Raw genomic sequence first — 22,561 nt, 5'->3', positions numbered from 1 at the left:
TTGACCGCCTGCGGTGCACTGACCCATCGGGCATCAATATCCCCCGTGATGCCGACGGCCATCTGGAACGCCAGCTTCGGCACCAGGTCACACAGGTATGGAGCGCTCTCCACCAAGGGCTTGGACGGCAGCCTCACAGACCGCTCACCGCCAGAACCCGAGCAGGATGCGACAAGAGCAACAGAGCAGCAGACGCCGAGAACCCCTCTGAACAAGGATCACCTACTCACACTCGGCGGCAGATTATCACCGGAATCATCACGATAGTGGCCCGAAGTATCTACCCTTCCACGCTCCAGTGCACCAGAAAGATCATCACTCATATTGCCTAGGCTCACCGATTCATTCGCCCAGGAAAGCAGAGAGTTTAGCTCAGTCCCGCTCATCGAATCGATCGCCTTTATCTTGCCAGGATGGGTCGGGTCGGCGAATGGTTGTCCACTCACGTCTGCCGCTGAGTATTTGCCGTGCTCCACGAGGCTGGAGGTGACCATCTGGGTGAAGAGGCGTTCGACGGCCTCGGCATTGTCCTTGGAGGCGAGGACGGTCGGGTCGGGCTTCTCCGCGAGGTGCTGGACGACCTGCGCCTTCATCGCCGCCATGACCTTGCCCGTGAGCCACGTCGCCGCCTGCTCTCCTTTGGGCAGCGTTGCCGCGTACCGGGCGTAGGTTCCCGCGACAGGGATGAGGCCGGTCAATCTGTCCGCTTCGGCGTTCAACCTGGCCAGGTCCTCTGCGAGCCGTGCCTTCTCTCCGCCGACCGCCCGGTTGCGGGCCTCGATCAGATGGCCGAGCATCCGGCCCTCGCCCTTCAGCGCGTTGGGGAGGTCCTGTCCCTCCGCGATCGTCCGGTCGATCTGGATGCGAGCGTGAGCGACCTGGGCCTTGAGCAAGGTGTCGTAGGCGTTGGCGTCACGGCAGATGTCGAGCAGCGCATAGTCGAGATCGCCGTTGCGGAGAGGTGTCGCCCCTTCCTCTCTCGTCGTGCTCTGGAAGAACCGATAGACCTCTTGAACCTTGCCGATGTGCTGGGCAAGGACATCAGCCATGGCAGGACGCATTGCCGCCAGGTCATCGGCGCCGTCCCCGATCGTGATCCTGTTTCCCGACACATCGACGCCGAAGTGAGTGCGAGCGTCATCGGCCAGAACCTTGGCGGCTTGGAGGGTGAGGGTTGTTGAGGCTTCGTCTTGGGAGGTGGTGGCGGTGCGGAGGGCGTTGCCGAGGGACTTGCCGTGGTCGGTTCGGCCCCAGTCGTGACGGAGGTCGTGGATGAGGTAGTAGAGGTCGGAGTCGGGTTTGAGGGTGGGGTCCTTGGGGGCGAAGGGGCCGTGCCAGCCGGTCAGGAGGGTTTGGGCGGCGTCGCGGCCTGAGTGGGCGGCGGTCTCGAGGAGCGGGGAGAGGATTTCGCGCTGGGGGTGGACGTCGTGGCGGTCGAGGAGGCCGCCGGATTCGCGGACGACCTTGGTGGTGCCCGCGTCGAGGGCGTTGCCCAGGTGGAAGTGGCCGCTGAGGTCGGTGACGACGTCGGGGGAGGTCTTTCGGCGGTCCCGGTCGTAGGCGATCATGTCGTGGCCGATGACGCGGAAGAAGGCCGGAGAGAACGCGGTGGTGGCGTCGGCGGCGAGCAGGGTGGAGAGGGACTGGTATCCGTCCACGCCATTCGTGAATCGGGAGCGGCCTGCTTCGCGGAGTCGGATGAGGAATTGGTCGCCCATGGAGCCTTTGCCTTGCGGGTCCGTTGTCAGGGCGAGGCAGCGGGTGAGGATCGACAGGGCGCCGCGGGCTCGTTCGGCGTCGGCGTTGATCTGGGTGTCGCTGACGAGGTGGAGGCTTCCGTCGGCGGGTTCGAGGTTCATGTCGGCGGCGAGTCGTTCGGCGAGGGCGACCGGGACGGCGAGGAGGCCGTCGGCGCCGAGGGACGTCGTCAGGGCCTTCGCGAAGGCGGGGGTGACGTCCTCGGGACGGATGCGGTCCAGTTCCTTCCAGGCGGAGCGGTCTCCTGCGGCGGCGCGCCGGAGGACGTCGGCCAGGCTGATGCCCTCGAAGTGGGAGACCTGGTCGCCGAAGCGGTCCGGGAGGGTGAGGTAGGTGCCGTCCGGGGCGCAGAGTTTCGGGGCGGTGGTGCGGCGGTCCATGTCGTGGGCGAGGAGGTTGCGGCGGCGCAGGTCGGACGCGGCGTCGGTGGCCCAGGCGGCGAGGCGGCGGATCTCCAGGGCGGGGGCGGTGGAGACGCCGGCGGCGTGCAGGGTCTGCCAGAGCTGGTCGGCGAGGGTGGCGAGGGCGGGCGCGGCACGGGTCATCTGGCGGGTCATCGCCTCGAACTCGGCGAGCTTCACGCCGCAGGTGTCGGGGGCGAGCCAGGCGTCGCCCATCAGAGGGCCGGGGTGTTGGACTTGTCGCGGAGCAGTTGGACGGCCTTGGCGAGCTGGGTCTGGAGGCGGCGTTCGGCGTCCTCGAGGCGGGACGCGAAGCCGGTGGCGGACGGGCCGCCGACCCAGGCGTGGTCGTCCATGGCGCGGCGCGGTCCGGTCAGCAGGCGCCAGTGCTCGTCCGAGAGGTTCTGCGCCCGGCCGAGGAGCATCCGGAGCTCCAGCGCGTCAGGTCCGCTCATCGTCACCCTCCGTCGTCACGAGGACGACTGTCGCACGCGCGCCGGTGCGCGCGGCGGCCTGTTCCTGGATCGTGACTCCGTGTCGCGACGGATGTCCCGACATGTCACGAGGAACGGGGTGAGGACCGCGGGTGCGGGTCCCGGCCTCGGGGGGATGGGCCGGGACCCGCGGTCCAGGGGGCCCGCGATCAGCGGGTGCCGTCAGCGGGTGCGGTCAGCGGGTGGCGGCCTCGATGTTCTGCTGCGACCGCTTGATGTCCTGGCCGCCCTCCTCGAGGGCGAGGGCCATCTTGTCGAAGGCGGTCTTGGCCTCCGCCCAGGCGCTGCGGAAGCGGTCGGCGCCGGGGCCCCACCACACCTCGGTGCTGCCGACGGTGCGGCCGTTGAGGTCCTTGATGAGGGCGTCGAGGTTCCGGGAGTGCTTGCTGAACATCCGGGACATGTCTTCGAGTGCCCCGATGCTGGCGCCGCGCTTGTCACCGCTCATGCTCCGACCCTTTCGTCGCTGGTTGCGATCGCTGGACCACGCCGGGCGCTCGCCGCCTCGCCGTGGCGCGTTCTCCGGGCCCCGAAGAATATGCCCGCCAGCCTACGCCCCACGGATCACAGGAGGCCAGGCGCGCCACGGTCCTCCCGCGCCGTTTGAGCCCCTTTCAGGTCGGCTCGCGCTGGCCGGATGCGGCCAGGAGATCGCATTCCGGACGGATTCTGACCCGCCTTCTGACGGACGAAAGAGGAATGCGCAACATCCCGGACGGTCAGAACGACGGCGGCGTCAGCGTGATCGGCGGGATGACCGGTACCGGGCCCGGCTCCGGCGTGCGGAGCGTCGGGGACGGGGTCGGCGAGGTCGGCGAGCCGGACGGCGCCGTCGGCGTCGCCGACGGGCTGGACGGCGTCGGGCTCGGCGTGGTCGGCGTCGGCGAGGGGTCGGGCGTCACGGTCTCGGGCGCGGACGGCTTCGGCGGCTCGGGTTCCGGGCTCGGCGTGGACGGGGACGGCTCGTCCACCGGGTCCGGGTCGTTCACGGGGTGCGCGCCCGGGTCGGTGACCCGCTCCCCCACGAGGACGAGCTGCTCGCCCCGCCGGACGAACTCGAACCGGCGCCGGACGGACTGCTCGATGCGCCCGCCGCCGTAGCTGAGGTCGGTGTGCTCGGTGACGTCCAGGGTGATGTGGTCGCCGTGCCGGACGGCGCGTCCCGCGGACAGCCGGGTCTTCGCGGCGACGTAGGCGGGGCCGCCGGGGACGGGCGCGCGGTTGCGGTTGGACAGTTCGCGGACGGCGCGTTCCTGGTCCTCGGCGAGGTCGGGCGCGATCTTGACGCCGAGGACCTCGGTCGGCGGGCGGCGGTCCTGGCGGCGGCGGTCGACGAGCGCCTGGGAGCGGAACTCGAGCAGGGCCCCGGCGGCGACGGTGAGCTGCCGGGTGGTGTCGGCGTCCACCGACGGACGGCTCGGGCGCGCCGACGACGGCACCGCCACGAAACAGGCCAGCGCGGCCAGCAGCACCAGCCGCGATCCGTGCCGAACCATGCGTCTCCCTGCGAATCTCCGCGGATCCCCGCAGAAGATACACCGGTTGATCACCTCTCAGGGAGACCCGTTTCGGATGACTGGAATGAAAACCATTGCCACCCGGTTGTACGGGGCGTCCGCGATGCGGGCGGGGCGAACCGCCTGAACCGTCCCACCGGCAGCGCGGCGACCACCGACCATCCGTCCACCCCGGAGGCGATCATGAAGCAGAGCATCCACCCCGAGTACCAGCCGGTCGTGTTCCGCGACCGCGGCGCCGGGTTCGCGTTCCTCACGCGCTCCACGGTCCGGCCGTCGCAGACGGTGACCTGGGAGGACGGCAACACCTACCCGGTGGTGGACGTCGACGTGTCCGCGGCGAGCCACCCCTTCTACACGGGGCGCAGCCGCCTGGTCGACTCGACCGGAGCCGTCGAGAAGTTCAACCGGCGTTACAGCCGCAAGAGCTGACACAAGAGCACCCCGTCACCCCAGGAGCCCTCGGCGCGACGCCGGGGGCTTCCTCATGTCCGCACGTTCGCGGACGGCACTTCCGCGTACGCCGTGACGCGGTGAACGCCCCCGACGCAGTGTGATCTTGAGCGCTCGCCCGCCCGGCGCCCCCCTTCACCCGGGCGGAGCGGAGCAGGTCCCGAGGAATCGCGGGAGAAGCCGGGCATGGCCGCGTCCGCCCAGCGTGCAGGCCATAAGTGAACGCTCACCTACCCGGTTCGGACGGCCCTTCGCCGCCGCCCCGTGAGCGGGCTCGCCATCCCCGGGGACGGACGCCCGCGACCGGGCGGTTCATAAGGAGGGGCTTACCGTCGGCGACTTCGAGGCTCTTATCTAGACTGCGCGTGCGAGTCGAGGGAGGAGACCCACGTGCGCAAGGTCTTGATCGCCAACCGCGGGGAGATCGCGGTCCGTATTGCCCGCGCTTGCCGCGACGCCGGGTTGACCAGTGTCGCGGTGTACGCCGAGCCGGACTTGGACGCCTTGCACGTTCGGGTGGCGGACGAGGCGTACGCCCTGGGCGGGACGACGGCCGCCGAGTCCTACCTGGACATCGAGAAGCTGCTGAAGATCGCCGCCGACGCCGGCGCGGACGCCGTCCACCCCGGGTACGGGTTCCTGGCCGAGAACGCCGACTTCGCCGCGGCGGTGGAGAACGCCGGGCTGACCTGGATCGGCCCGCCCCCGGCGGCGATCACGGCGCTCGGCGACAAGGTGCAGGCCCGGCACATCGCGCAGCGGGTCGGCGCGCCGCTGGTCGCGGGCACCAAGGACCCGGTGTCCGGCGCGGACGAGGTCGTCGCGTTCGCCGAGGAGCACGGCCTGCCGATCGCGATCAAGGCGGCGTTCGGCGGCGGCGGGCGCGGCCTGAAGGTGGCCCGCGAGCTGGGCGAGGTCGCGGAGCTGTACGAGTCGGCGGTCCGCGAGGCGATCGGCGCGTTCGGACGCGGCGAGTGCTTCGTCGAGCGGTACCTCGACAAGCCCCGGCACGTGGAGACGCAGTGTCTCGCCGACAAGCACGGCAACGTGGTCGTGGTGTCGACGCGCGACTGCTCGCTCCAGCGCCGCCACCAGAAGCTCGTGGAGGAGGCCCCGGCCCCCTACCTGACCGACGCGCAGATGGAGCTGCTGTACAGCTCGTCGAAGGCGATCCTGCGCGAGGCGGGCTACGTGGGCGCGGGCACCTGCGAGTTCCTCGTGGGCCAGGACGGCACGATCTCGTTCCTCGAGGTCAACACGCGTCTCCAGGTGGAGCACCCCGTCACCGAGGAGGTCGCGGGGATCGACCTCGTCCGCGAGATGTTCCGCGTCGCCGACGGCGAGGAGCTCGGTTACGGAGACCCCGTCCTGCGCGGCCACTCCATCGAGTTCCGGATCAACGCCGAGGACGCGGGCCGCGGGTTCCTGCCCGCCGTCGGGACGCTGACCGACTGGCAGCCGCCGTCGGGTCCGGGCGTCCGGCTCGACTCGGGGTACGTGAAGGGGCAGACCGTCCCGCAGCAGTTCGACTCGCTGATCGCCAAGCTGGTCGTGACGGGCGCGACGCGCCGCCAGGCCGTCGAGCGGGCGCGCCGCGCGCTGGACGAGTTCGTCGTGGACGGCATGCCGACCGTCCTGCCGTTCCACCGCCGCGTCCTGGACGACCCGGCGTTCGTCCCGGCGGACGACGCGTCCTCGTTCACCGTCCACACCCGGTGGATCGAGACCGAGTTCGCCAACGACATCGAGCCGTTCGCGACCCCGGCCGCCGGTGAGGACGACGAGGCCGGAGGGGCCCGTGAGACCGTCACCGTCGAGGTGGGCGGCAAGCGGATCGAGGTCACCCTGCCGTCCTCGCTGGGCGTCTCCGCGGCTCCCGCGGCGAAGGCGGGCCCGGCCCGGCGGCGCGGCGGCAGGAAGGGCGGGGCGGCGGCGCAGGCGTCCGGTGACGCCCTGGTCTCCCCCATGCAGGGCACGATCGTCAAGATCGTCGCCGAGGACGGCGCGGCCGTCGCCGCGGGCGACACCATCGTCGTCCTCGAGGCCATGAAGATGGAGCAGCCGCTCACCGCGCACAAGGCCGGGACCGTCACCGGGCTGTCCGCGGGCGTCGGCCAGACGGTCTCCAGCGGCGCCGTCATCTGCGAGATCAAGGACTCCTGACCCCCGCGGGGGCCACATCAGGGTCTCCTCGCGTCCACGAACCCGTGTCCTGCGGCCGCAGGGCGCGGGTTTCGTGCGTGTTCAGGCGTTTCATCCTGGCCGTCTGCTCCGGGTCGGGGATGGTCCGGGCGGGTTGCCGGTGTTGAGGGGAATGCGGGACCTTTCCGGGGTGAAAACCGCGAGAGTGTGACGAAGGTCTCACCAAAAGCCGCGGAGTCGCGGGCGGCGCCGGAACGACCACGGGGCTGAGCTCGTCTTATTCAGCAAGGAGGCACACTGACCATCATGAGATCCGAAAACAGACCACGGCGTACGGCCAGGCGTGGTGTTCTCGCGGCGGGGGTCGCCGTACTGACCGTCCTGCTGGTGAGTCTGTGGGGCACCGGCGCCCGCGCGGACGACTCGGCGAGCCAGATCGCCAAGGGCCTGACGAGTTCGCGCGTCTACGTGGACACCAGTGTCGCCTCTCAGGTCCCGTCGTCCGACGTGGCCGAGATGAACGCGGCTCTCGACAAGAACTCGAAGGCGGACATCAGGGTCGTCGTCACCGACGGGAACAACTCCCAGTCGGGGACCGTGTCGATGCTGAAGGCCGTCGCCACGCGCGTGGACAAGGGACAGGTCTACGTCGCCATCGCGTCCGACGGCAAGCACATGCTCGCCCTCACCAAGAAGGGCTCGTACCTCTCAGCGAAGGACGCCAACAAGCTGGTGTCGCAGGTGTCCGGCGAGCCGCTGAAGCAGCGCGTGATCGACTTCTCCGACAAGGCCGAGCAGAAGGCCGCCGACAAGGAGAAGGCCGGCACGGTCGGCATGTTCGTCGTCCTGGGCCTGCTGGTCCTGGTCGTCGCGGGCGGCGTCGCGGCGTTCCTGGTGGTGCGCAAGCGCCGCCGGACGCGCCAGGAGCGGCAGATGGCCGAGCTCAAGCGCGGCGTCGAGGAGGACGTGACCAAGCTCGGCGAGGACATCGCCGCCCTGGACCTCAACGTCATGGACCCGAGCCTGAACGCCGAGGCCAAGTCCGAGTACGAGCAGGCGATGAACTCCTACGACGCGGCGAAGACGGCCACCGACGGGGCCCGGCGTCCCGAGGACATGCAGGCCGTCACGACCGCGCTGGAGGGCGGCCGCTTCCACATGATCGCCTGCCGCGCCCTGCTGGACGGCCGTCCGGTGCCCGAGCGGCGCGCGCCCTGCTTCTTCAACCCGCAGCACGGGCCGTCCGTCCAGGACGTCATGTGGGCCCCGGCGGGCGGCGCCCCGCGCTCCGTCCCGGCCTGCGCGTCCGACGCCCAGGCGGTGCTGAGCGGCGGGCAGCCCGACGTCCGCATGGTGCCCTACGGCGACGGACGCCGTCCCTACTGGGACGCGGGCCCTGCCTACGCGCCCTACGCGGGCGGTTACTACCAGTCGTACGGCGGCATGGACCTGCTGTCCGGAATGATGATCGGCACCATGCTCGGCTCGATGATGGGCGGCTGGGGCGGTCACCACGACATGGCGAACATCGGTGGCGGCGGCGGAGGGTTCGGCGGCTTCGGCGGCGACTCCGGTGACGCCGGCGGCGGCTGGGACTTCGGTTCCGGCGACTTCGGCGGAGGCGGAGACTTCGGCGGCGGAGGCGACTGGTAACCCTCGCTCCCCGTTCCGAGCGCCCGTTCTGAGCACCTGTTCCGAGCAGCACCGCGCGAACACCACGGACCGGCCCGCGTCCTCCTCACCGGAGGACGCGGGCCGGTCCCGTTCCCGTCCCCGTCCGGCGCCCCGGAGAGAGAACAGGACCGGCCGTCGCGGTCGGGGGGTGCAGGGCCGTCCGAACCGGGCACATAACCCCTGTCGGGACAGATAGGACGATCATGAGGCGTCTTCCGGGTGACCCGGGCCCGCTGCGGCGTGTGCGGTACACGCTGGGGTTCCGGCTGCCCCGGGAGAACCTGGACTGGGTCCGGCACGACCTCACCGACGCGGGCTGGCGGACGCGGCTGGTCGTCCGGCACATCGCGCTGATGATCCCGGTCTCCCTGGCGCTCGCCCTGCTCCCCGGCCCCTGGTGGGTGCGCCTCATGGTCGCGCTGCTGGCGTTCATGGCCAGCACCCTCACCGTCGCCGTCAGCGCCGACGACCTCCGCCGCTCCCGCCTCCACCGCCACGGCCTCGAAGTCCCACCCGGCCAGCGCCGCTGACGTGCGAAAACGCGAAACGGCCCACCCCGGGAGGGACGGGCCGCTCGAGTCGCGACGAGATCAGAAGGCGTGTTCGGACATCAGGCGGCGGGACGCCTCGGTGATCGAGCCCGACAGGGACGGGTAGACCGCGAAGGTGTGCGCGACCTGGTCGACCGTGAGGTGCTGCTGGACGGCCAGGGAGACGCCCAGGATCAGCTCGGACGCGCGCGGGGCCACGATGACGCCACCGAGGACGATCCCCGTGGACGGGCGGCAGAACAGCTTGACGAAGCCGTCCTCGAAGCCCTGCATCTTGGCGCGCGCGTTGGTGAACAGCGGCAGCATGACCGTGCGGGCGTTGACCTCGCCGGAGTCGACCATCTGCTGCGTGACGCCGACGGACGCGACCTCGGGGTCGGTGAAGATGTTGGAGGAGACCCAGCCGAGCTTGAGCGGCTGGACGGCCTCGCCGAGGGCGTGCCACATGGCGATGCGGCCCTGCATGCCGGCGACGGACGCGAGCATGAGCACGCCCGTGCAGTCGCCGGAGGCGTAGATGTGCGGGACGGACGTCCGGGACACCTTGTCGACGACGACGAAGCCGCGGCTGTCGAGGGCGACGCCGACGTCCTCCAGGCCGATCCCGGAGGTGTTGGGGATCATGCCGACGGTCATCAGGCAGTGCGAGCCCTCGACCTTCGTGCCGTCCTCGAGGGTGACGGTCACGCCGTCGCCGGTGCGCTCGGCGCCCGCGGCGCGGGAGCGGGACATGACCTTCATGCCGCGGCGGAGGAAGACCTCCTGGAGGACGGACGCGGCGTCGGCGTCCTCGGACGGCAGGATGCGGTCGCGCGAGGAGACCAGGGTGACCTTGGAGCCGAGCGACAGGTAGGCGCCGGCGAGCTCCGCGCCGGTCACGCCGGACCCGACGACGATCAGGTGCTCGGGGAGTTCGGGCAGGTCGTAGAGCTGCCGCCAGGTGAGGATGCGCTCGCCGTCCGGCTCGGCGCTGGGCAGCACCCGGGGGGTCGCGCCGGTCGCGAGCAGGATGATGTCGGCCCGGATGCGGCGGTCGCCGACGGCGACGACGTGCGGCTCGACCAGCCGCGCCTCGCCCCGGACGATCTTGACCTCCTCGTAGGCGAGCCGCTCGGCGACGTCGAACGACTGCGCGCGGGCGAGGTCCTTGACGCGCTTGTTCACAGTCTCGATGTCGACCTCGAGACCGCCGACGATGCCGTCCGGGCCGCCGTTGAACCGCAGGCCCAGGGCCGACGACTCGCTCATCACCGCCATGCGGGTGGACGTCGCGATCAGCGTCTTGGACGGCACGCAGTCGGTCAGCACGCACGCGCCGCCGGGCCCGTCACGCTCCACCACGGTCACGTCCGCGCCGAGCTGCGCGGCGACGAGGGCGGCTTCGTAGCCGCCTGGGCCTCCTCCGATGATCACAATGCGCGTCACGCCTCCCATTCTTCTGCACGCGGTCCGATGCTCGGACCCCGACCGGGTATGGAGGGGCGTACCCTCGGTGGACGTGGCACTGTACGCGGCGTACGCCTCCAACATGGATCATGAGCAGATGGCCTCCCGGGCCCCGCACTCGCCGATGCGCGGGACGGGCTGGCTGTCCGGCTGGCGGCTGACCTTCGGCGGTCAGGACAAGGGCTGGGAGGGCGCTCTCGCCACCGTCGTCGAGGACCGCTTCGACCAGGTGTTCGTCGTCCTGTACGACGTGCCGTCCTGGGACGAGCAGGAGCTCGACGCCTGGGAGGGCGCGGCGCTCGGCGTCTACCGCAAGATCAGGATCCGGGTGCAGACCCTCGACGGCGACGCGCTGGCGTGGATCTACGTCCTGGACGACTACGAGGGCGGCCTGCCGTCCGCGCGCTACCTGGGCATCCTCGCCGACGCGGCGGAGAGGGCGGGCGCGCCGGACGACTACGTCAAGTCCCTGCGCGAGCGGCCCTGCAAGTCCCTCGGCGACTGACGGCGGCCCGGCCGGCGCCCGGTCAGGGCGCCCGTCCGGCCGGGTGATCTCGGCCGGTAATGTCGGGTCGTGAGCAACGACGCTTTTGAGGTGGCCGAGGCCGCCGCGCGCGAGATCCGCCGGATGAGCGGTTTCGACGCCTTCGACGTGGCCCTGGTGATGGGGTCGGGCTGGGTCCCGGCGGCGGACGAGCTGGGCGAGCCGGTCGCGGAGATCCCCGTGACCGAGCTGCCCGGGTTCTCCGCGCCCGGGGTGGCCGGGCACGCGGGCCGGATCCGGATCGTGGAGGTCGGCGGGCGGCGCTGCCTGGTGTTCCTCGGCCGCACCCACCTGTACGAGGGACGCGGCGTCGAGCCGGTCGTGCACGGCGTCCGGACGGCCCTGGCCGCCGGGGTGAAGACGGTGGTCCTGACGAACGCGGCGGGCGGGCTGCGGCCCGAGACGCAGTCGGTCGGCGACCCGGTGCTGATCTCCGACCACCTCAACCTGACCGGCGCGAACCCGCTGACCGGCGCGACGTTCCTCGACCTGACCGAGGCGTACTCCAAGCGGCTGCGCGCCCTGGCGAAGGCCACCGACCCGACGCTCGCCGAGGGCGTGTACGCGGCGTTCCGCGGCCCGACGTACGAGACCCCGGCCGAGATCCGGATGCTGCGCACGATGGGCGCGGACATGATCGGCATGTCGACCGTCCTGGAGACGGTCGCGGCGCGGCAGGGCGGCGCGGAGGTGCTGGGCATCTCCCTCGTCACCAACATCGCGGCCGGGCTGAGCGACAAGCTCCTGGACCACAAGGAGGTCCTGGAGGCCGGACAGGCCGCCGCGTCCCGGATGGGCCGCCTGCTCGCGGACGTCCTGGCCAAGGCATGACCGCTCCCGACCTGACGGAGCTGCGGGCGCGCGCGGAGCTCTGGCTCGCCCAGGACCCGGATCCGGAGACGCGGGCCGAGCTGTCGGCGCTGCTGGACGCCGCGGCGGAGCCGCTGAACAACACGGCGGAGCCGCTGAGCAACGAAGCAAAGCCGCTGGACGGCGGGGCGGAGCTGCGCGACCGGTTCGGGACGCGGCTGGCGTTCGGGACGGCCGGCCTGCGCGGCGAGCTGGGCGCGGGCCCGAACCGGATGAACCGGGTGACGGTGATGCGCGCCGCGGCCGGGCTCGCCGCCCGGCTGCCCGCCGGGTCCGGCGTGGTGATCGGGTTCGACGCGCGGCACAACTCGCGCCGGTTCGCCGAGGACACCGCGGCGGTCGTGACCGGGGCGGGGCTGCGGGCCTGGCTGATGCCGGAGCCGCTGCCGACGCCGGTGCTGGCGTTCGCCGTCCGGCACCTGGGCGCGGCGGCCGGGGTCATGGTCACCGCCAGCCACAACCCGCCGCGCGACAACGGCTACAAGGTGTACTGGTCGGACGGCGCGCAGATCGTCCCGCCGGTGGACCGGGAGATCTCCGAGGCGATCGACGCGGTCGGACGCGTGGACGGGCTGCCCCTCGGCGAGGGCTGGACGGTCCTCGGCGACGAGATCGTCGAGGCGTACCTGGACGCGCTGGGCGTGCTGCCGGTCGCGGACGCGGACGGGCTGAAGGTCGCCTACACGCCGATGCACGGCGTCGGGCGGGACGTGCTGCTGCGGACGTTCGAGCGGGCCGGGATCCCGGCGCCCGCCGTGGTCGCCGAGCAGGCCGAGCCCGACCCGGACTTCCCGACCGTCGCGTTCCCGAACCCGGAGGAGCCGGGCGCGATGGACCTCGTCCTCGCGCTGGCCGCGCGGACGGGCGCCGACCTGGTGATCGCGAACGACCCGGACGCGGACCGGCTCGCCCTCGCCGTCCCGACGCGGGACGGCGGCTGGCGGGCGCTGACCGGCGACGAGGTCGGCGGGCTGCTCGCCGAGCACGTCCTGCGGCACACCTCGGGCGACGACCGGCTCGTGGTGACGACGATCGTGTCGTCCTCGCTGCTGGGCGCGATCGCGCGCGGGCACGGGGTGCGGTTCGCCGAGACCCTCACCGGCTTCAAGTGGATCATGAAGGCGGAGGGGCGGCTGGTCTTCGGCTACGAGGAGGCGCTCGGCTACAGCGTGGGCGCCGAGGGCGGCGTGATCGTCCACGACAAGGACGGTGTGAGCGCGGCCGTCGCGGCCGCGTCGCTCACCTCCGAGGCGCGGGCGCAGGGGAGGTCCCTGCTCGACCTGCTGGACGACCAGGCCCGCCGGTACGGGCTGCACGCGACCGCGCAGCTGTCGATCCGCGTGGACGACCTGTCGCTGATCACCGACGCGATGGCCCGGCTGCGCGCCGAGCCGCCGAAGGAGGTGGCCGGACGCCCGGTCGACGCGGTCGACGACCTCGCCCAGGGCGTGGACGGCCTGCCGCCGACCGACGGCCTGCGGTTCCGGCTCGACGGCGCGCGCGTGGTCGTGCGGCCGTCCGGGACCGAGCCGAAGCTGAAGTGCTACCTGGAGGTCGTCGCCCCCGCCGGGGACGACGTGGACGCGGCCCGCGCCCGCGCGGCGGCGGACCTCGCGGCGCTCCGCGAGGCGTTCGCCGGGCTCCTCGCCTGAGCGCCCGGAGGACGCCGGCCGGCCGCAACGCCCGGAGGACGCCGGCGAGCCTGAACGCCTAGAGGACGCCGGCGACCGCCAGCAGGACGAGCGGCACGACCAGGGACGCCACGGCCACCGGGGACCACTTCACGGTCCCGGTCGTGGCGTCCTCGTCGGTCTTGGGCCGCTCGCGCTCGGCGATCTCGGTGAGCTGCTCGACGGCGTACAGCGTGGGCGTGCGGCCCTTCAGGGCCTTCTCCGCGCCCTTCGGCAGCTTCGCGGCCTCCCGCTGACTGCGGGCCTCGGCGCGGGCGGCGGCGCGCGGGGAGGTCTGGAGGACCCAGGCGCGCATCGTCCGGTCCGTGCCGTCCGCCTGGGCGAACGTGACGGTGATGGCGTCCTTGGCCTTGATCTCGCGGACCGCCCGCCACGGCGCGCGGACGTCGCGCAGCGGGTTGCGGAAGGTCACCCCGGCCTCGTCGGCGACGATCCCGGGCCGCAGCCCGAGGACGTAGGCGATGCCGCAGCCGACCAGCAGCAGGGCGGCCATGACCGCGCCGGTCGTGTCCCGGACGGGCTTTCCGGTCAGCCCGAGGCCCAGGTCCAGCAGGTTCAGCACGGTGAAGGCCACCCAGGCCCAGGCCGCGACCCGCGCGACGGGCGACCGGACGGTGTAGAGCGGGGTCATGGCTCAGATCATGCCATCGCGACCCGGATGCTCACGCCGTCCGGCGGCCCGGGGCCGGACCGGGCCACACGCGTGACCGGGTCCGGCGGCCAGGCTCAGTTCGTCCGCTCGGCCTTCAGGGCCGCGAATCCGGGCTTGATCACGGTGTTGATCAGCTCCAGCCGCTCCGGGAAGGAGACGAACGCGGACTTCATCGCGTTCACCGTGAGCCACTGGAGGTCGTCCCAGCCGTAGCCGAAGGCGTCCGCGAGCTTGGCGAACTCCTCGGAGACCGAGGTGCCGCTCATCAGCCGGTTGTCGGTGTTGACCGTGACCCGGAAGTGGAGCTTGCGCAGCAGCCCGATCGGGTGCTCGGCGATCGAGGTGGCCGCGCCGGTCTGGATGTTGGACGTCGGGCACAGCTCCAGCGGGATCCGCTTGTCCCGGACGTAGGAGGCGAGCCGTCCGAGCGTCGCCCGCCCGTCGGCGTCCACCTCGATGTCGTCGATGATCCGGACGCCGTGGCCGAGCCGGTCGGCGCCGCACCACTGGATGGCCTGCCAGATCGACGGGAGCCCGAAGCCCTCGCCCGCGTGGATGGTGAAGTGCGCGTTCTCCCGCTGGAGGTACTCGAACGCGTCCAGGTGGCGGGTGGGCGGGTACCCGGCCTCGGCGCCGGCGATGTCGAAGCCGACGACGCCCGCGTCCCGGTACCGGACGGCCAGCTCGGCGATCTCCATCGACCGGGCCTGGTGCCGCATCGCGGTGACCAGTGCGCCGACCCGGATCCCGTGGTCGCGTCCGCCGCGCTCGAAGCCGTCGAGAACCGCCTCGACGATCTCCTCCAGGGCGAGCCCGGTGCGGGTGTGCAGTTCGGGCGCGTAGCGGACCTCGGCGTACACGACGCCGTCCTTGGCCAGGTCCTCGGCGCATTCGTAGGCGACGCGGGCGAGCGCCTCGGTCGACTGCATCACGCCGACGGTGTGCGAGAAGGTCTCCAGGTACCGTTCGAGCGATCCGGAGTTGGACGCCTCGGCGAACCAGGTTCCCAGCTTCGCCGGATCCGTGCTGGGCAGGTCGTCGTAGCCGCCCTCGCGCGCCAGGTCCACGACGGTCTCCGGCCGCACGCCACCGTCGAGGTGGTCGTGCAGCAGCACCTTCGGGGCGCGCCTGATGTCCTCAAGAGTCAGACGTTCGTTCATCTACGCAAGATACCCGCCGCGACCGCCCACACAAGGACGATCGCGGCGGAATCTCCTACCTCAGCCCTGAATGTCGCTGGTCAGCGGCAGGGTGATGGCGCTGGCGCCCAGGTCGACCTGGACCTTGGTGCCCGCCGGGTAGCGGAGCGTGTAGGCGTGGTCGGTGGCGACGAGCATGACGCCGATCCGGTGGCCCGCCTTGAACACGTAGTCCTCGGGGACGAGGTTCCACGAGTAGGTGTAGTCCTTGCCCGCCTTGACGGACTTCTGGTGGCTGATCGAGGTGCGGTTGCGGATGTCCGTCCAGCCGCGCGTGACGATCTTGAACGGCGCGGTCTCGGTCGTGTACTTGCGGATGGCGCGGCAGCCCGGGTCGGTCGGCGTCGAGTCGCCGTAGCACCACTTGTCCTGGGTGGACACGAGCGCCTTCGGCCGGGTGTCGGTGCCGTAGTCGACCAGGATCGCCGACAGGTACGGGGAACGGCCGTCCACCGACGCGCGCACCTTGATGTTCGCGGTGCCGGAGAACTTCGTCGCCTGCTTCAGCGCCGGGGTGACGTAGAGCAGGCGGTTCGGGTCGGCCTGGGACTCGGCGGTGACCAGGTCCTCGGCGGCGCGGGCCGGGGCGTCCACGAAGCCCGCCTCGCCCTTGCCGCGGGCGCCGAGCGCGCCGGACGCGCCGTCCACGCCCTGCGTGAAGCCCAGTGAGACCGGACGCGCCGACGGCGACGGCCATTCACGGTAGGTCTCCCAGGCGCCCGGGCTGCGCTCGATGTCGACCTTCGGCTGACGCATGACGTCGTTCTTCACGCCGTACAGCTCGTGCGCGAACCACAGGTTGAGCGCGTCCAGCCAGGCGCCCTGACGGACGTCCAGCGGGTCGTCGTGCTGGCCCTGGTGCAGCCAGAGCTTGCGGTTCAGGTCGGTCTTCTTGAGCGAGTTCCAGAGCAGCGCCATCTCGGACGGCTTGACGTTCCAGTCGTTCAGGCCGCCGGTCATGAAGACGCTGGCCTTGAAGTTCCCGACCTTCTTCGCGAAGTTCCGGACGTCCCAGGTGGCGTTGTAGTCGCCGGTGACCCGGTCCATCTTCTGCTCGAGGTCGTGGATGACCGGGGCGCAGACCTGCGGGTTCTTCCGGCTCAGGACGGCCTTGGCGTGCAGGTCGAGGTCCTCGCCCTCGTAGCCGTCCGGGGCGACGACGCCGCCGTTGGCGCGGTAGTAGTCGTACCAGCTCGCCACGCCGGACACCGACACGACGGTCTTGAGGCCCTTGACGCCGGTCGCGGCGGTCGCGAGCGGCAGCGTCCCGTCGTAGGACTTGCCGGCCATCGCGACGTCACCGGTCGACCAGTCCGCGCGGATCTCCTTGCCGGACGCGTCGTACGCCTTGGCCTTGCCGGTCAGCCAGAGGACGACCTTCTTCATGCCGTCGACCTCGTTCGGGCCGACGGCGGTGGGGCAGCCGTCGGAGTTCCCGGTGCCGAGCGTGTCGGCGGCCAGGACCGCGTAGCCGCGCGAGACGAAGTAGTTGTCGTAGTACATCCGCGTGTAGCTGGTCGGCGCGGGCGGCTCGGTCGGCGGCGTCCACGGCGACAGGCGCGGGTAGTCGGTGACGTCCGCCGGGTGGTACGGCGGGTCCTGGAGGCCGGCGTAGTAGGGGCTGGCCTCCATGATCGAGGCGACCTTGAGGCCGCCGTCGGTCTCCTTCGGCCGGGTGACGAAGACCGCCACCCGGTCCTTCTTGCCGTCGTTGTCGCTGTCCACGTCGGTCTCGACGTAGACCTGCTGCCGGATCGCGTCCTGGAAGGAGAACGTCGGCTGGGTGCGGCCGTCCTTGACGGTCACGTGCGGGCGCTCCGGCGCGGCGACAGCGGGCAGGGCCCCGGCCACCAGGCCGGACGCACCCAGGACCGCCGCCACGGGGACGAGTCGGGAAAGGCGCAAGCTGAACTCCTCGGGGGGTGTGAAGATCAGAGAAAGCCTGGCGATCGTTCCGGTGCCCGTCAACGGTTAATTTTCACAAATGCGCAGGTTCGGCGGCGTCCTCACCCTCCGTTCCGTTGTCCTCCCCCTCCGTTCCGGCGTCCGGCGTGTCGCCGCGCAGCGTCTCCTGCCGGACGAGCCAGGCGACGGCGAAGGCCAGCAGCGCGACCACGGCGGAGCCGATCACCACGCCGTGCAGGCCGGAGCTGACCGCGTCCCGGACGGTGTCCCGCGCCGCCTCGGGCAGCGCGTTGACCTGTGCCGGGGTGAGGTTCACCGGGCCGTCCAGCCGGGACGCGTAGATCGCGCCCAGCAGCGCGACGCCGAGCGAGCCGCCGAGCGTCCGCATGAGGTTGACCGTCCCGCTGGCCGCGCCCATGTCGCGCGGGTCCGCGCCGTACATCGTGATCAGCATCGTGGACTGGGTGAGCAGGCCGATCCCGACGCCGACCAGTGCGGTCAGCGCGGACGCGACGGGCGTCGGCGTGTGCGTCCCGAGCGGCAGCATCACCAGCGAGCCCGCCGCCGCCAGCGCGCCGCCGAGCACGGGGAACCAGCGGTAGCGGCCGGTCTTCCCGACGATCCGCCCGGTGCCGAGCTGCGCGGTGAGCATCCCGAACATCAGCGGGAGCAGCAGCATCCCGCCGCCCGCCGGGGACGCTCCGCGCACGACCTGCATGTACTGCGGCAGGTACGTCATCAGCCCCAGCATCACCGCGCCCGCCAGGAAGCTCAGCACCTGCGCGAGCGCGAAGTTCCGGGACGCGAACAGCCGCGGCGGGACGATCGGCTCGGCGGCCCGCCGCTCCACCGGGACGAACAGCGCCAGCGCCACTGCCGCGGCCACCGCGAGCCCGATGATCTGCGGCGACGTCCAGCCGTACCGGACGCCGCCCCAGCTGCCGAGCAGCGTCAGCGCGACGATCCCGCCGGTCAGCAGCGCGGCCCCGGTGAGGTCGATCCGCGCCCGGACGCGCCGCGCGGCGAGCCGGACACGCGTCGCGACCACCAGCAGCGCGATCCCCCCGACGGGCAGGTTCACGTAGAACGTCCAGCGCCAGTCCAGGTGGTCGGTGAGGAGCCCGCCGAGCAGCGGCCCGCCCACGAACGCGACCGGCACGATCACGCCGATCATCGACTGGAGCCGGGCGCCCTCGCGGGGCGGCACGAGCTCCCCGATGATCGCCATCGCGCCGACCATCAGCCCGCCCGCGCCGAGCCCCTGCACCGCGCGGAACGCGATCAGCTCGGCCATCGACCCGGACATCCCGGACAGCGCCGAGCCGGCCAGGAACACCCCGATGGACGCCATGAACGCGCCCTTGCGTCCGGCGAGGTCGCCGAGCTTGCCCCACAGCGGCGTCGTGACGGCGGCGGCCAGCAGGTAGGACGTCACCACCCACGACAGTTCCTTCACGCCGCCGAGGTCGCCGACGATCGTCGGGAGCGCCGTGCCGACGATCGTGCCGTCCAGCATGGCGAGGAACATCCCGAGCAGCAGCCCGAACACCCCGAGCCGGTCGTACGCCGAGCCGTCCTCCGCGGGTGCCGCCTCCTCCGGGGCGCTCATGCCGCGTACGGGCGCGCCGCCCGGGCCTCACGCAGGGTCTCCGCCCACCAGGCGAGCTGGTCGAGCATCTTCGTCGCGGCCGCGTCGGAGGACGGGTCGGTGACCTCGCCGTCCGGACCGAACGCGCCCCACACGCCGTTGAACCCGACGCCGTCCCGGATGGTGACGGCGTGCAGCTCGCCGAAGACCAGCCGCAGCTGCTCGACGGCGCGGGTCCCGCCCGAGAAGCCGCCGTAGGAGACGAATCCGATCGGCTTGGCGTGCCATTCCTGGTTGTGCCAGTCGATCGCGTTCTTCAGGGACGCCGGGAAGCTCCGGTTGTACTCGGGCGTCACGACCACGAACGCGTCGGCGGCCGCGAGCCGGGGCGACACGGCCGCGAGCTGCGACAACGCCTCCGGGTCCGACGGCGGCTTCCCGAATTCGGGCAGGACGGTCGGGAGCGGCGTGGTGGCGAGGTCGACGACGTCCGCCTCCATGTCGTCCCGCTTCGCGAGATGCCGTTCGATCCAGGCGGCGACCGTGCCCCCGAAGCGTCCTTCCCTGGTGCTGCCGACGATGACCGCGACCTTCAACATGGAAACCCCTTGAGTGTGTACGTCGTATCCGGCGAAATACAGCGTACACATCGATGTGTACACCGTCTACTCCGGATACGATGTACACATGCCCGCCGACCTGCCGCCGCTGTGGGAGCGCCTGGAGCGCCCCGCCGCCGCGCCCCGCCAGACGCTCACCCTCGACCGGATCGCCGACACCGCCGTCCGCGTCGCCGACGCCGAGGGCCTCGACGCGATCACCATGCGCTGCCTGGCCAACGAGCTGGGCGTCGCGCCGATGGCGCCCTACCGGCACGTCCAGAACAAGGACGAACTGCTGGAGGTCATGGTCGACCGCGTCTACCGCGAGCTGAAGGTCGTCCAGCACGGCACCTGGCGCGAGACCCTCCGCGAGCACGCCGTGCGCACCCGCGCGCTCCTCCACGCCCACCCGTGGCTGACGGAACTCCCGGCAACGATCTCCCCGCTGTCACCCAACCGCATGGCGGCCGCCGAACAGGCCCTCGCCTCCCTCGACGGCCTCGGCCTAGACGCCGACACGATGATGGCCGTCTACCGCTCCGTCGACTACTACACCTACGGCGCGACGAACTCCGAGCTCTCCTACCAGCACTTCATGAAGCGCCACGACTTCGAGTCCCCCGGCCACCTGCGCGCGGCCCTGGGCCCGCACATGCGCTACCTCATGGACACCGGCCGCTACCCCACCTACCGCCGCTACCTGCACGAAGGCGTCCGCAAGGACGACAACGACTGGCAATTCGAAACAGGCCTCAATGCCGTCCTGGACGGCATCGAGACCCGCTTCAACCTCTGAGAAGCCCTAGTCCGCGAACACCTCGTCAACCGACGACGCGACCGCGGCGCGGAGGCACCACGCGTGCAGCCGCTCCCGATCCGCACAGGCCTCCACGAGCTCACGCCGAGCATCGTCGACCCGGAGCCCGCGCGCGTCCATGAGATCCAGGAGGAGCTGCCGCGATTCCTCCAGCTTGCCCTCGGCCTTGCCTTCGACCCTACCCTCGGCCTTGCCTTCGGCCCTGCCCTCGGCCTTGCCTTCGTCTTTCCAGTCTTTGAAGAGCTGGGTCTTGGGCTCGGTGTCGCGGGTCATCATGAGCTCCTCCAGCATGCTTCGGACGTCGTCGGACTGCAGGGCGGTGACGTTGTCAATATACGTCTTGCGCCGGTCACCGTCCGGGACGAGACGGGCGAGGGCGTCGAGCATCGCCTCGGCGACGTCCCGGCCGTGCGGGCCGGCGGCGTGGACGAGGGTGGACAGGACGGCGTCGAGGGGGTCCTCGACCTCGTCCGGGTCGGTGATGAGGGGGATCTCGCCGGGCCCCACGACGAGCACGTACAGGTAGGAGCCCGGGTTGCCGAGGGGGATGCGCATGCGGCACCTCTCGGCCACCTTCTCGTCGTAGCAGAGCACGACGAGGTAGCCCTCGCACCGGCGGCGGGCGCGGAAGTTGGCGACGTAGGCGGGCCACGACCAGAACTTGTCCGGATCGTGGCGACGCTGGGACTCGACGATCACACCGCATTCGGGGTGGCCGTCGGCGTTCGCGTAGACGCCGACGACACGGTCGGCGCGGTACTCGGTGGGGTCGAACTCGGAGAGGTCCGCCGATTCCAGGCGGAACCTCGCGTTGGGGGAGATGGCGGGGCCGCCCGCCCAGTGCAGGAGGCGGGCGGCCAGGGGTGGGTCTTCCTCGATCAGAGCGAGGGGGAACTCATGCTCTCGAGTCGGCATGCTCGAACACTAAGGGTGTTCGAAGACATGCGTAGTGTGAACTTCGAACATGAGTGCTACTCGGATCAGGACAGGCGGTCGATGATCAAGGGGAGGAGGTCGGGGGTGCCGGGGCCGATGTCGTAGCCGCCTTCGAGGGAATCGAGGGCGCGTTCGAAGAGGGACGCGTTGTCGGCGTGGAGGGTGAGGAGGGGCTGGCCCTCGGTGACCTTGTCGCCCGGCTTGGCGTGGCAGATGATGCCCGCGCCCGCGGACACCGCGTCCTCCTTGCGGGCGCGGCCGGCGCCGAGGCGCCAGGCGGCGACGCCGACGGCGAACGCGTCCAGCCTGGTCAGGACGCCCGAGGACGGCGCGGTGATCGTGTGCGTCTCCGGCGCCACCGGGAGGGCCGCGTCCGGGTCGCCGCCCTGGGCGGAGATCATGCGGCGCCACACGTCCATGGCGGAGCCGTCGCGCAGGGCGTCCGCCGGGTCCTTGCCGGTGATGCCGCCGGCCTCGAGCATCTCGCGGGCCAGCCGGACGGTCAGCTCGACGACGTCCTCGGGGCCGCCGCCCGCCAGGACGTCGACGGACTCGGCGACCTCGACGGCGTTGCCGACGGCGCGGCCGAGCGGACGGTCCATCGCGGTGAGCAGCGCGACCGTCTTCACGCCGTGGTCGGTGCCGATGGCGACCATGGTCTCGGCGAGCTCGCGGGCCTGCTCGACGGTCTTCATGAACGCGCCGGAGCCGACCTTGACGTCCAGGACGAGCGCGCCCGTGCCCTCGGCGATCTTCTTGGACATGATCGAGGACGCGATCAGCGGGATCGACTCGACCGTGCCGGTGACGTCGCGCAGCGCGTAGAGCTTGCGGTCGGCCGGGGCCAGGCCGCTGCCCGCCGCGCAGATGACCGCGCCCGCGCTGTCCAGCACGTCCATCATCTCGGCGTTGGTGATGTTCGCGCGCCAGCCGGGGATGGACTCCAGCTTGTCCAGCGTGCCGCCGGTGTGGCCGAGGCCGCGTCCGGACAGCTGCGGGACGGCCGCGCCGCACGCCGCGACGAGCGGGGCCAGCGGCAGCGTGATCTTGTCTCCGACGCCTCCGGTGGAGTGCTTGTCGGTGGTCGGGCGGCTGAGCGAGGAGAAGTCCATCCGCTCGCCCGAGGCGATCATCGCGGCGGTCCAGCGGCCGATCTCGGCGCGGGTCATGCCGTTCAGCAGGATGGCCATCGCGAGCGACGACATCTGCTCCTCGGCGATCGCGCCCCGGGTGTAGGCGTCGATCACCCAGTCGATCTGCTCGTTCGACAGCGCGTGGCCGTCCCGCTTGGCGCGGATGACGTCGATGGCGTCCACGTCGG

Annotated in this window: 20 protein-coding genes; 8 read left to right on the top strand and 12 right to left on the bottom strand. The window is 71.4% G+C overall.

Annotation, left to right across the window (positions count from 1 at the left end; all coding sequences use genetic code 11):
* Window positions 1-218: 218 nt before the first annotated feature.
* The 4 genes from EBO15_RS24995 to EBO15_RS24975 form a co-directional block, all read right to left on the bottom strand.
* Window positions 219-2,375 carry a hypothetical protein gene (locus EBO15_RS24995; protein WP_122196879.1) on the bottom strand — a complete coding sequence of 719 codons (2,157 nt, stop codon included), beginning with the start codon at window positions 2,373-2,375 and terminating at the stop codon, window positions 219-221.
* Window positions 2,375-2,614, bottom strand: coding sequence for a hypothetical protein (locus tag EBO15_RS24990; protein ID WP_122196878.1), 240 nt, complete (start codon window positions 2,612-2,614; stop codon window positions 2,375-2,377). Before EBO15_RS24990 ends, EBO15_RS24995 begins: the two co-directional genes overlap by 1 nt.
* 214 nt (window positions 2,615-2,828) lie before the next feature.
* Window positions 2,829-3,101, bottom strand: a complete 273-nt coding sequence (locus EBO15_RS24985) for a WXG100 family type VII secretion target (RefSeq protein ID WP_122196877.1) — start codon at window positions 3,099-3,101, stop codon at window positions 2,829-2,831.
* Window positions 3,102-3,372: 271 nt separating this feature from the next.
* Window positions 3,373-4,149 (bottom strand): hypothetical protein, encoded by a 777-nt coding sequence (locus tag EBO15_RS24975; RefSeq protein WP_199744790.1) that lies wholly within the window; start codon window positions 4,147-4,149, stop codon window positions 3,373-3,375.
* Between the two features lie 204 nt (window positions 4,150-4,353).
* On the opposite strand from EBO15_RS24975, the gene EBO15_RS24970 reads away from it, so the two are divergent.
* The 4 genes from EBO15_RS24970 (at window position 4,354) to EBO15_RS24955 (ending at window position 8,969) form a co-directional block, all read left to right on the top strand.
* Window positions 4,354-4,602 (top strand): type B 50S ribosomal protein L31, encoded by a 249-nt coding sequence (locus EBO15_RS24970; protein ID WP_122196876.1) that lies wholly within the window; start codon window positions 4,354-4,356, stop codon window positions 4,600-4,602.
* A gap of 411 nt (window positions 4,603-5,013) precedes the next feature.
* Window positions 5,014-6,786, top strand: coding sequence for an acetyl/propionyl/methylcrotonyl-CoA carboxylase subunit alpha (locus tag EBO15_RS24965; RefSeq protein WP_122196875.1), 1,773 nt, complete (start codon window positions 5,014-5,016; stop codon window positions 6,784-6,786).
* 285 nt (window positions 6,787-7,071) lie between these two features.
* Window positions 7,072-8,418 (top strand): hypothetical protein, encoded by a 1,347-nt coding sequence (locus EBO15_RS24960; RefSeq protein ID WP_122196874.1) that lies wholly within the window; start codon window positions 7,072-7,074, stop codon window positions 8,416-8,418.
* Window positions 8,419-8,642: 224 nt separating this feature from the next.
* Window positions 8,643-8,969, top strand: coding sequence for a DUF5313 family protein (locus EBO15_RS24955; protein ID WP_122196873.1), 327 nt, complete (start codon window positions 8,643-8,645; stop codon window positions 8,967-8,969).
* 60 nt (window positions 8,970-9,029) lie between these two features.
* Here EBO15_RS24955 and EBO15_RS24950 read toward each other — a convergent pair whose 3' ends face one another.
* A complete protein-coding gene (locus EBO15_RS24950; protein WP_122196872.1) occupies window positions 9,030-10,415 on the bottom strand; it encodes an NAD(P)H-quinone dehydrogenase in 1,386 nt (461 codons plus the stop codon).
* Window positions 10,416-10,488: 73 nt separating this feature from the next.
* Between EBO15_RS24950 and EBO15_RS24945 the strand changes: the two genes are divergently transcribed.
* The 3 genes from EBO15_RS24945 (at window position 10,489) to EBO15_RS24935 (ending at window position 13,502) form a co-directional block, all read left to right on the top strand.
* Entirely contained in the window at window positions 10,489-10,941 is a 453-nt protein-coding gene (locus tag EBO15_RS24945) for a gamma-glutamylcyclotransferase (protein ID WP_122196890.1), read from the top strand.
* 69 nt (window positions 10,942-11,010) lie between these two features.
* On the top strand, window positions 11,011-11,811 hold the full coding sequence (locus EBO15_RS24940) for a purine-nucleoside phosphorylase (protein ID WP_122196871.1): 801 nt from the start codon (window positions 11,011-11,013) through the stop codon (window positions 11,809-11,811).
* Window positions 11,808-13,502: a phospho-sugar mutase gene (locus EBO15_RS24935; protein ID WP_199744789.1), complete on the top strand. Its 1,695-nt coding sequence runs from the start codon at window positions 11,808-11,810 to the stop codon at window positions 13,500-13,502. The genes EBO15_RS24940 and EBO15_RS24935 overlap by 4 nt, the downstream gene beginning before the upstream one ends.
* Before the next feature lie 58 nt (window positions 13,503-13,560).
* Here the strand turns inward: EBO15_RS24935 and EBO15_RS24930 are convergent, their stop codons facing one another.
* The 5 genes from EBO15_RS24930 to EBO15_RS24910 all read right to left on the bottom strand — a co-directional run bounded on the left by EBO15_RS24930 (window position 13,561) and on the right by EBO15_RS24910 (window position 19,484).
* The gene (locus EBO15_RS24930) at window positions 13,561-14,172 is read right to left on the bottom strand and encodes a PH domain-containing protein (RefSeq protein WP_122196870.1); all 612 of its coding nucleotides are present in this window, start codon (window positions 14,170-14,172) and stop codon (window positions 13,561-13,563) included.
* A gap of 95 nt (window positions 14,173-14,267) precedes the next feature.
* The gene (locus tag EBO15_RS24925; protein ID WP_122196869.1) at window positions 14,268-15,353 is read right to left on the bottom strand and encodes an adenosine deaminase; all 1,086 of its coding nucleotides are present in this window, start codon (window positions 15,351-15,353) and stop codon (window positions 14,268-14,270) included.
* Window positions 15,354-15,413: 60 nt separating this feature from the next.
* Window positions 15,414-17,297: a Xaa-Pro dipeptidyl-peptidase gene (locus EBO15_RS24920; protein ID WP_199744788.1), complete on the bottom strand. Its 1,884-nt coding sequence runs from the start codon at window positions 17,295-17,297 to the stop codon at window positions 15,414-15,416.
* Window positions 17,298-17,370: 73 nt separating this feature from the next.
* Window positions 17,371-18,906 (bottom strand): MDR family MFS transporter, encoded by a 1,536-nt coding sequence (locus EBO15_RS24915; protein WP_122196868.1) that lies wholly within the window; start codon window positions 18,904-18,906, stop codon window positions 17,371-17,373.
* On the bottom strand, window positions 18,903-19,484 hold the full coding sequence (locus EBO15_RS24910) for an NADPH-dependent FMN reductase (RefSeq protein WP_233616413.1): 582 nt from the start codon (window positions 19,482-19,484) through the stop codon (window positions 18,903-18,905). The genes EBO15_RS24915 and EBO15_RS24910 overlap by 4 nt, the downstream gene beginning before the upstream one ends.
* A gap of 88 nt (window positions 19,485-19,572) precedes the next feature.
* On the opposite strand from EBO15_RS24910, the gene EBO15_RS24905 reads away from it, so the two are divergent.
* Window positions 19,573-20,283: a TetR/AcrR family transcriptional regulator gene (locus EBO15_RS24905; protein ID WP_122196866.1), complete on the top strand. Its 711-nt coding sequence runs from the start codon at window positions 19,573-19,575 to the stop codon at window positions 20,281-20,283.
* 6 nt (window positions 20,284-20,289) lie between these two features.
* On the opposite strand, the gene EBO15_RS24900 is transcribed toward EBO15_RS24905, so the two are convergent.
* Together EBO15_RS24900 and EBO15_RS24895 are read right to left on the bottom strand one after the other, a co-directional pair.
* Window positions 20,290-21,219 carry an RpnC/YadD family protein gene (locus tag EBO15_RS24900; protein WP_122196865.1) on the bottom strand — a complete coding sequence of 310 codons (930 nt, stop codon included), beginning with the start codon at window positions 21,217-21,219 and terminating at the stop codon, window positions 20,290-20,292.
* Window positions 21,220-21,284: 65 nt separating this feature from the next.
* On the bottom strand, window positions 21,285-22,556 hold the full coding sequence (locus EBO15_RS24895) for a thymidine phosphorylase (RefSeq protein WP_122196864.1): 1,272 nt from the start codon (window positions 22,554-22,556) through the stop codon (window positions 21,285-21,287).
* Window positions 22,557-22,561: the final 5 nt, after the last annotated feature.

The sequence above is a fragment of the Actinomadura harenae genome, from assembly GCF_003696215.1.
GTDB classification, from domain to species: Bacteria; Actinomycetota; Actinomycetes; order Streptosporangiales; family Streptosporangiaceae; genus Spirillospora; species Spirillospora harenae.
The sequence above is the reverse complement of the archived record's forward strand: the minus strand, read 5'-3'. Positions and strand labels throughout refer to the sequence as shown.

What these genes read in the sequence shown, in the direction of transcription:
- EBO15_RS24915 (WP_122196868.1), bottom strand. Translation starts at nt 18,906, where the DNA reads ATGAGCGCCCCGGAGGAGGCGGCACCCGCGGAGGACGGCTCGGCGTAC.
- EBO15_RS24930 (WP_122196870.1), bottom strand. Translation starts at nt 14,172, where the DNA reads ATGACCCCGCTCTACACCGTCCGGTCGCCCGTCGCGCGGGTCGCGGCC.
- EBO15_RS24910 (WP_233616413.1), bottom strand. Translation starts at nt 19,484, where the DNA reads ATGTTGAAGGTCGCGGTCATCGTCGGCAGCACCAGGGAAGGACGCTTC.
- EBO15_RS24970 (WP_122196876.1), top strand. Translation starts at nt 4,354, where the DNA reads ATGAAGCAGAGCATCCACCCCGAGTACCAGCCGGTCGTGTTCCGCGAC.
- EBO15_RS24925 (WP_122196869.1), bottom strand. Translation starts at nt 15,353, where the DNA reads ATGAACGAACGTCTGACTCTTGAGGACATCAGGCGCGCCCCGAAGGTG.
- EBO15_RS24900 (WP_122196865.1), bottom strand. Translation starts at nt 21,219, where the DNA reads ATGCCGACTCGAGAGCATGAGTTCCCCCTCGCTCTGATCGAGGAAGAC.
- EBO15_RS24985 (WP_122196877.1), bottom strand. Translation starts at nt 3,101, where the DNA reads ATGAGCGGTGACAAGCGCGGCGCCAGCATCGGGGCACTCGAAGACATG.
- EBO15_RS24905 (WP_122196866.1), top strand. Translation starts at nt 19,573, where the DNA reads ATGCCCGCCGACCTGCCGCCGCTGTGGGAGCGCCTGGAGCGCCCCGCC.
- EBO15_RS24935 (WP_199744789.1), top strand. Translation starts at nt 11,808, where the DNA reads ATGACCGCTCCCGACCTGACGGAGCTGCGGGCGCGCGCGGAGCTCTGG.
- EBO15_RS24990 (WP_122196878.1), bottom strand. Translation starts at nt 2,614, where the DNA reads ATGAGCGGACCTGACGCGCTGGAGCTCCGGATGCTCCTCGGCCGGGCG.
- EBO15_RS24995 (WP_122196879.1), bottom strand. Translation starts at nt 2,375, where the DNA reads ATGGGCGACGCCTGGCTCGCCCCCGACACCTGCGGCGTGAAGCTCGCC.
- EBO15_RS24975 (WP_199744790.1), bottom strand. Translation starts at nt 4,149, where the DNA reads ATGGTTCGGCACGGATCGCGGCTGGTGCTGCTGGCCGCGCTGGCCTGT.
- EBO15_RS24955 (WP_122196873.1), top strand. Translation starts at nt 8,643, where the DNA reads ATGAGGCGTCTTCCGGGTGACCCGGGCCCGCTGCGGCGTGTGCGGTAC.
- EBO15_RS24960 (WP_122196874.1), top strand. Translation starts at nt 7,072, where the DNA reads ATGAGATCCGAAAACAGACCACGGCGTACGGCCAGGCGTGGTGTTCTC.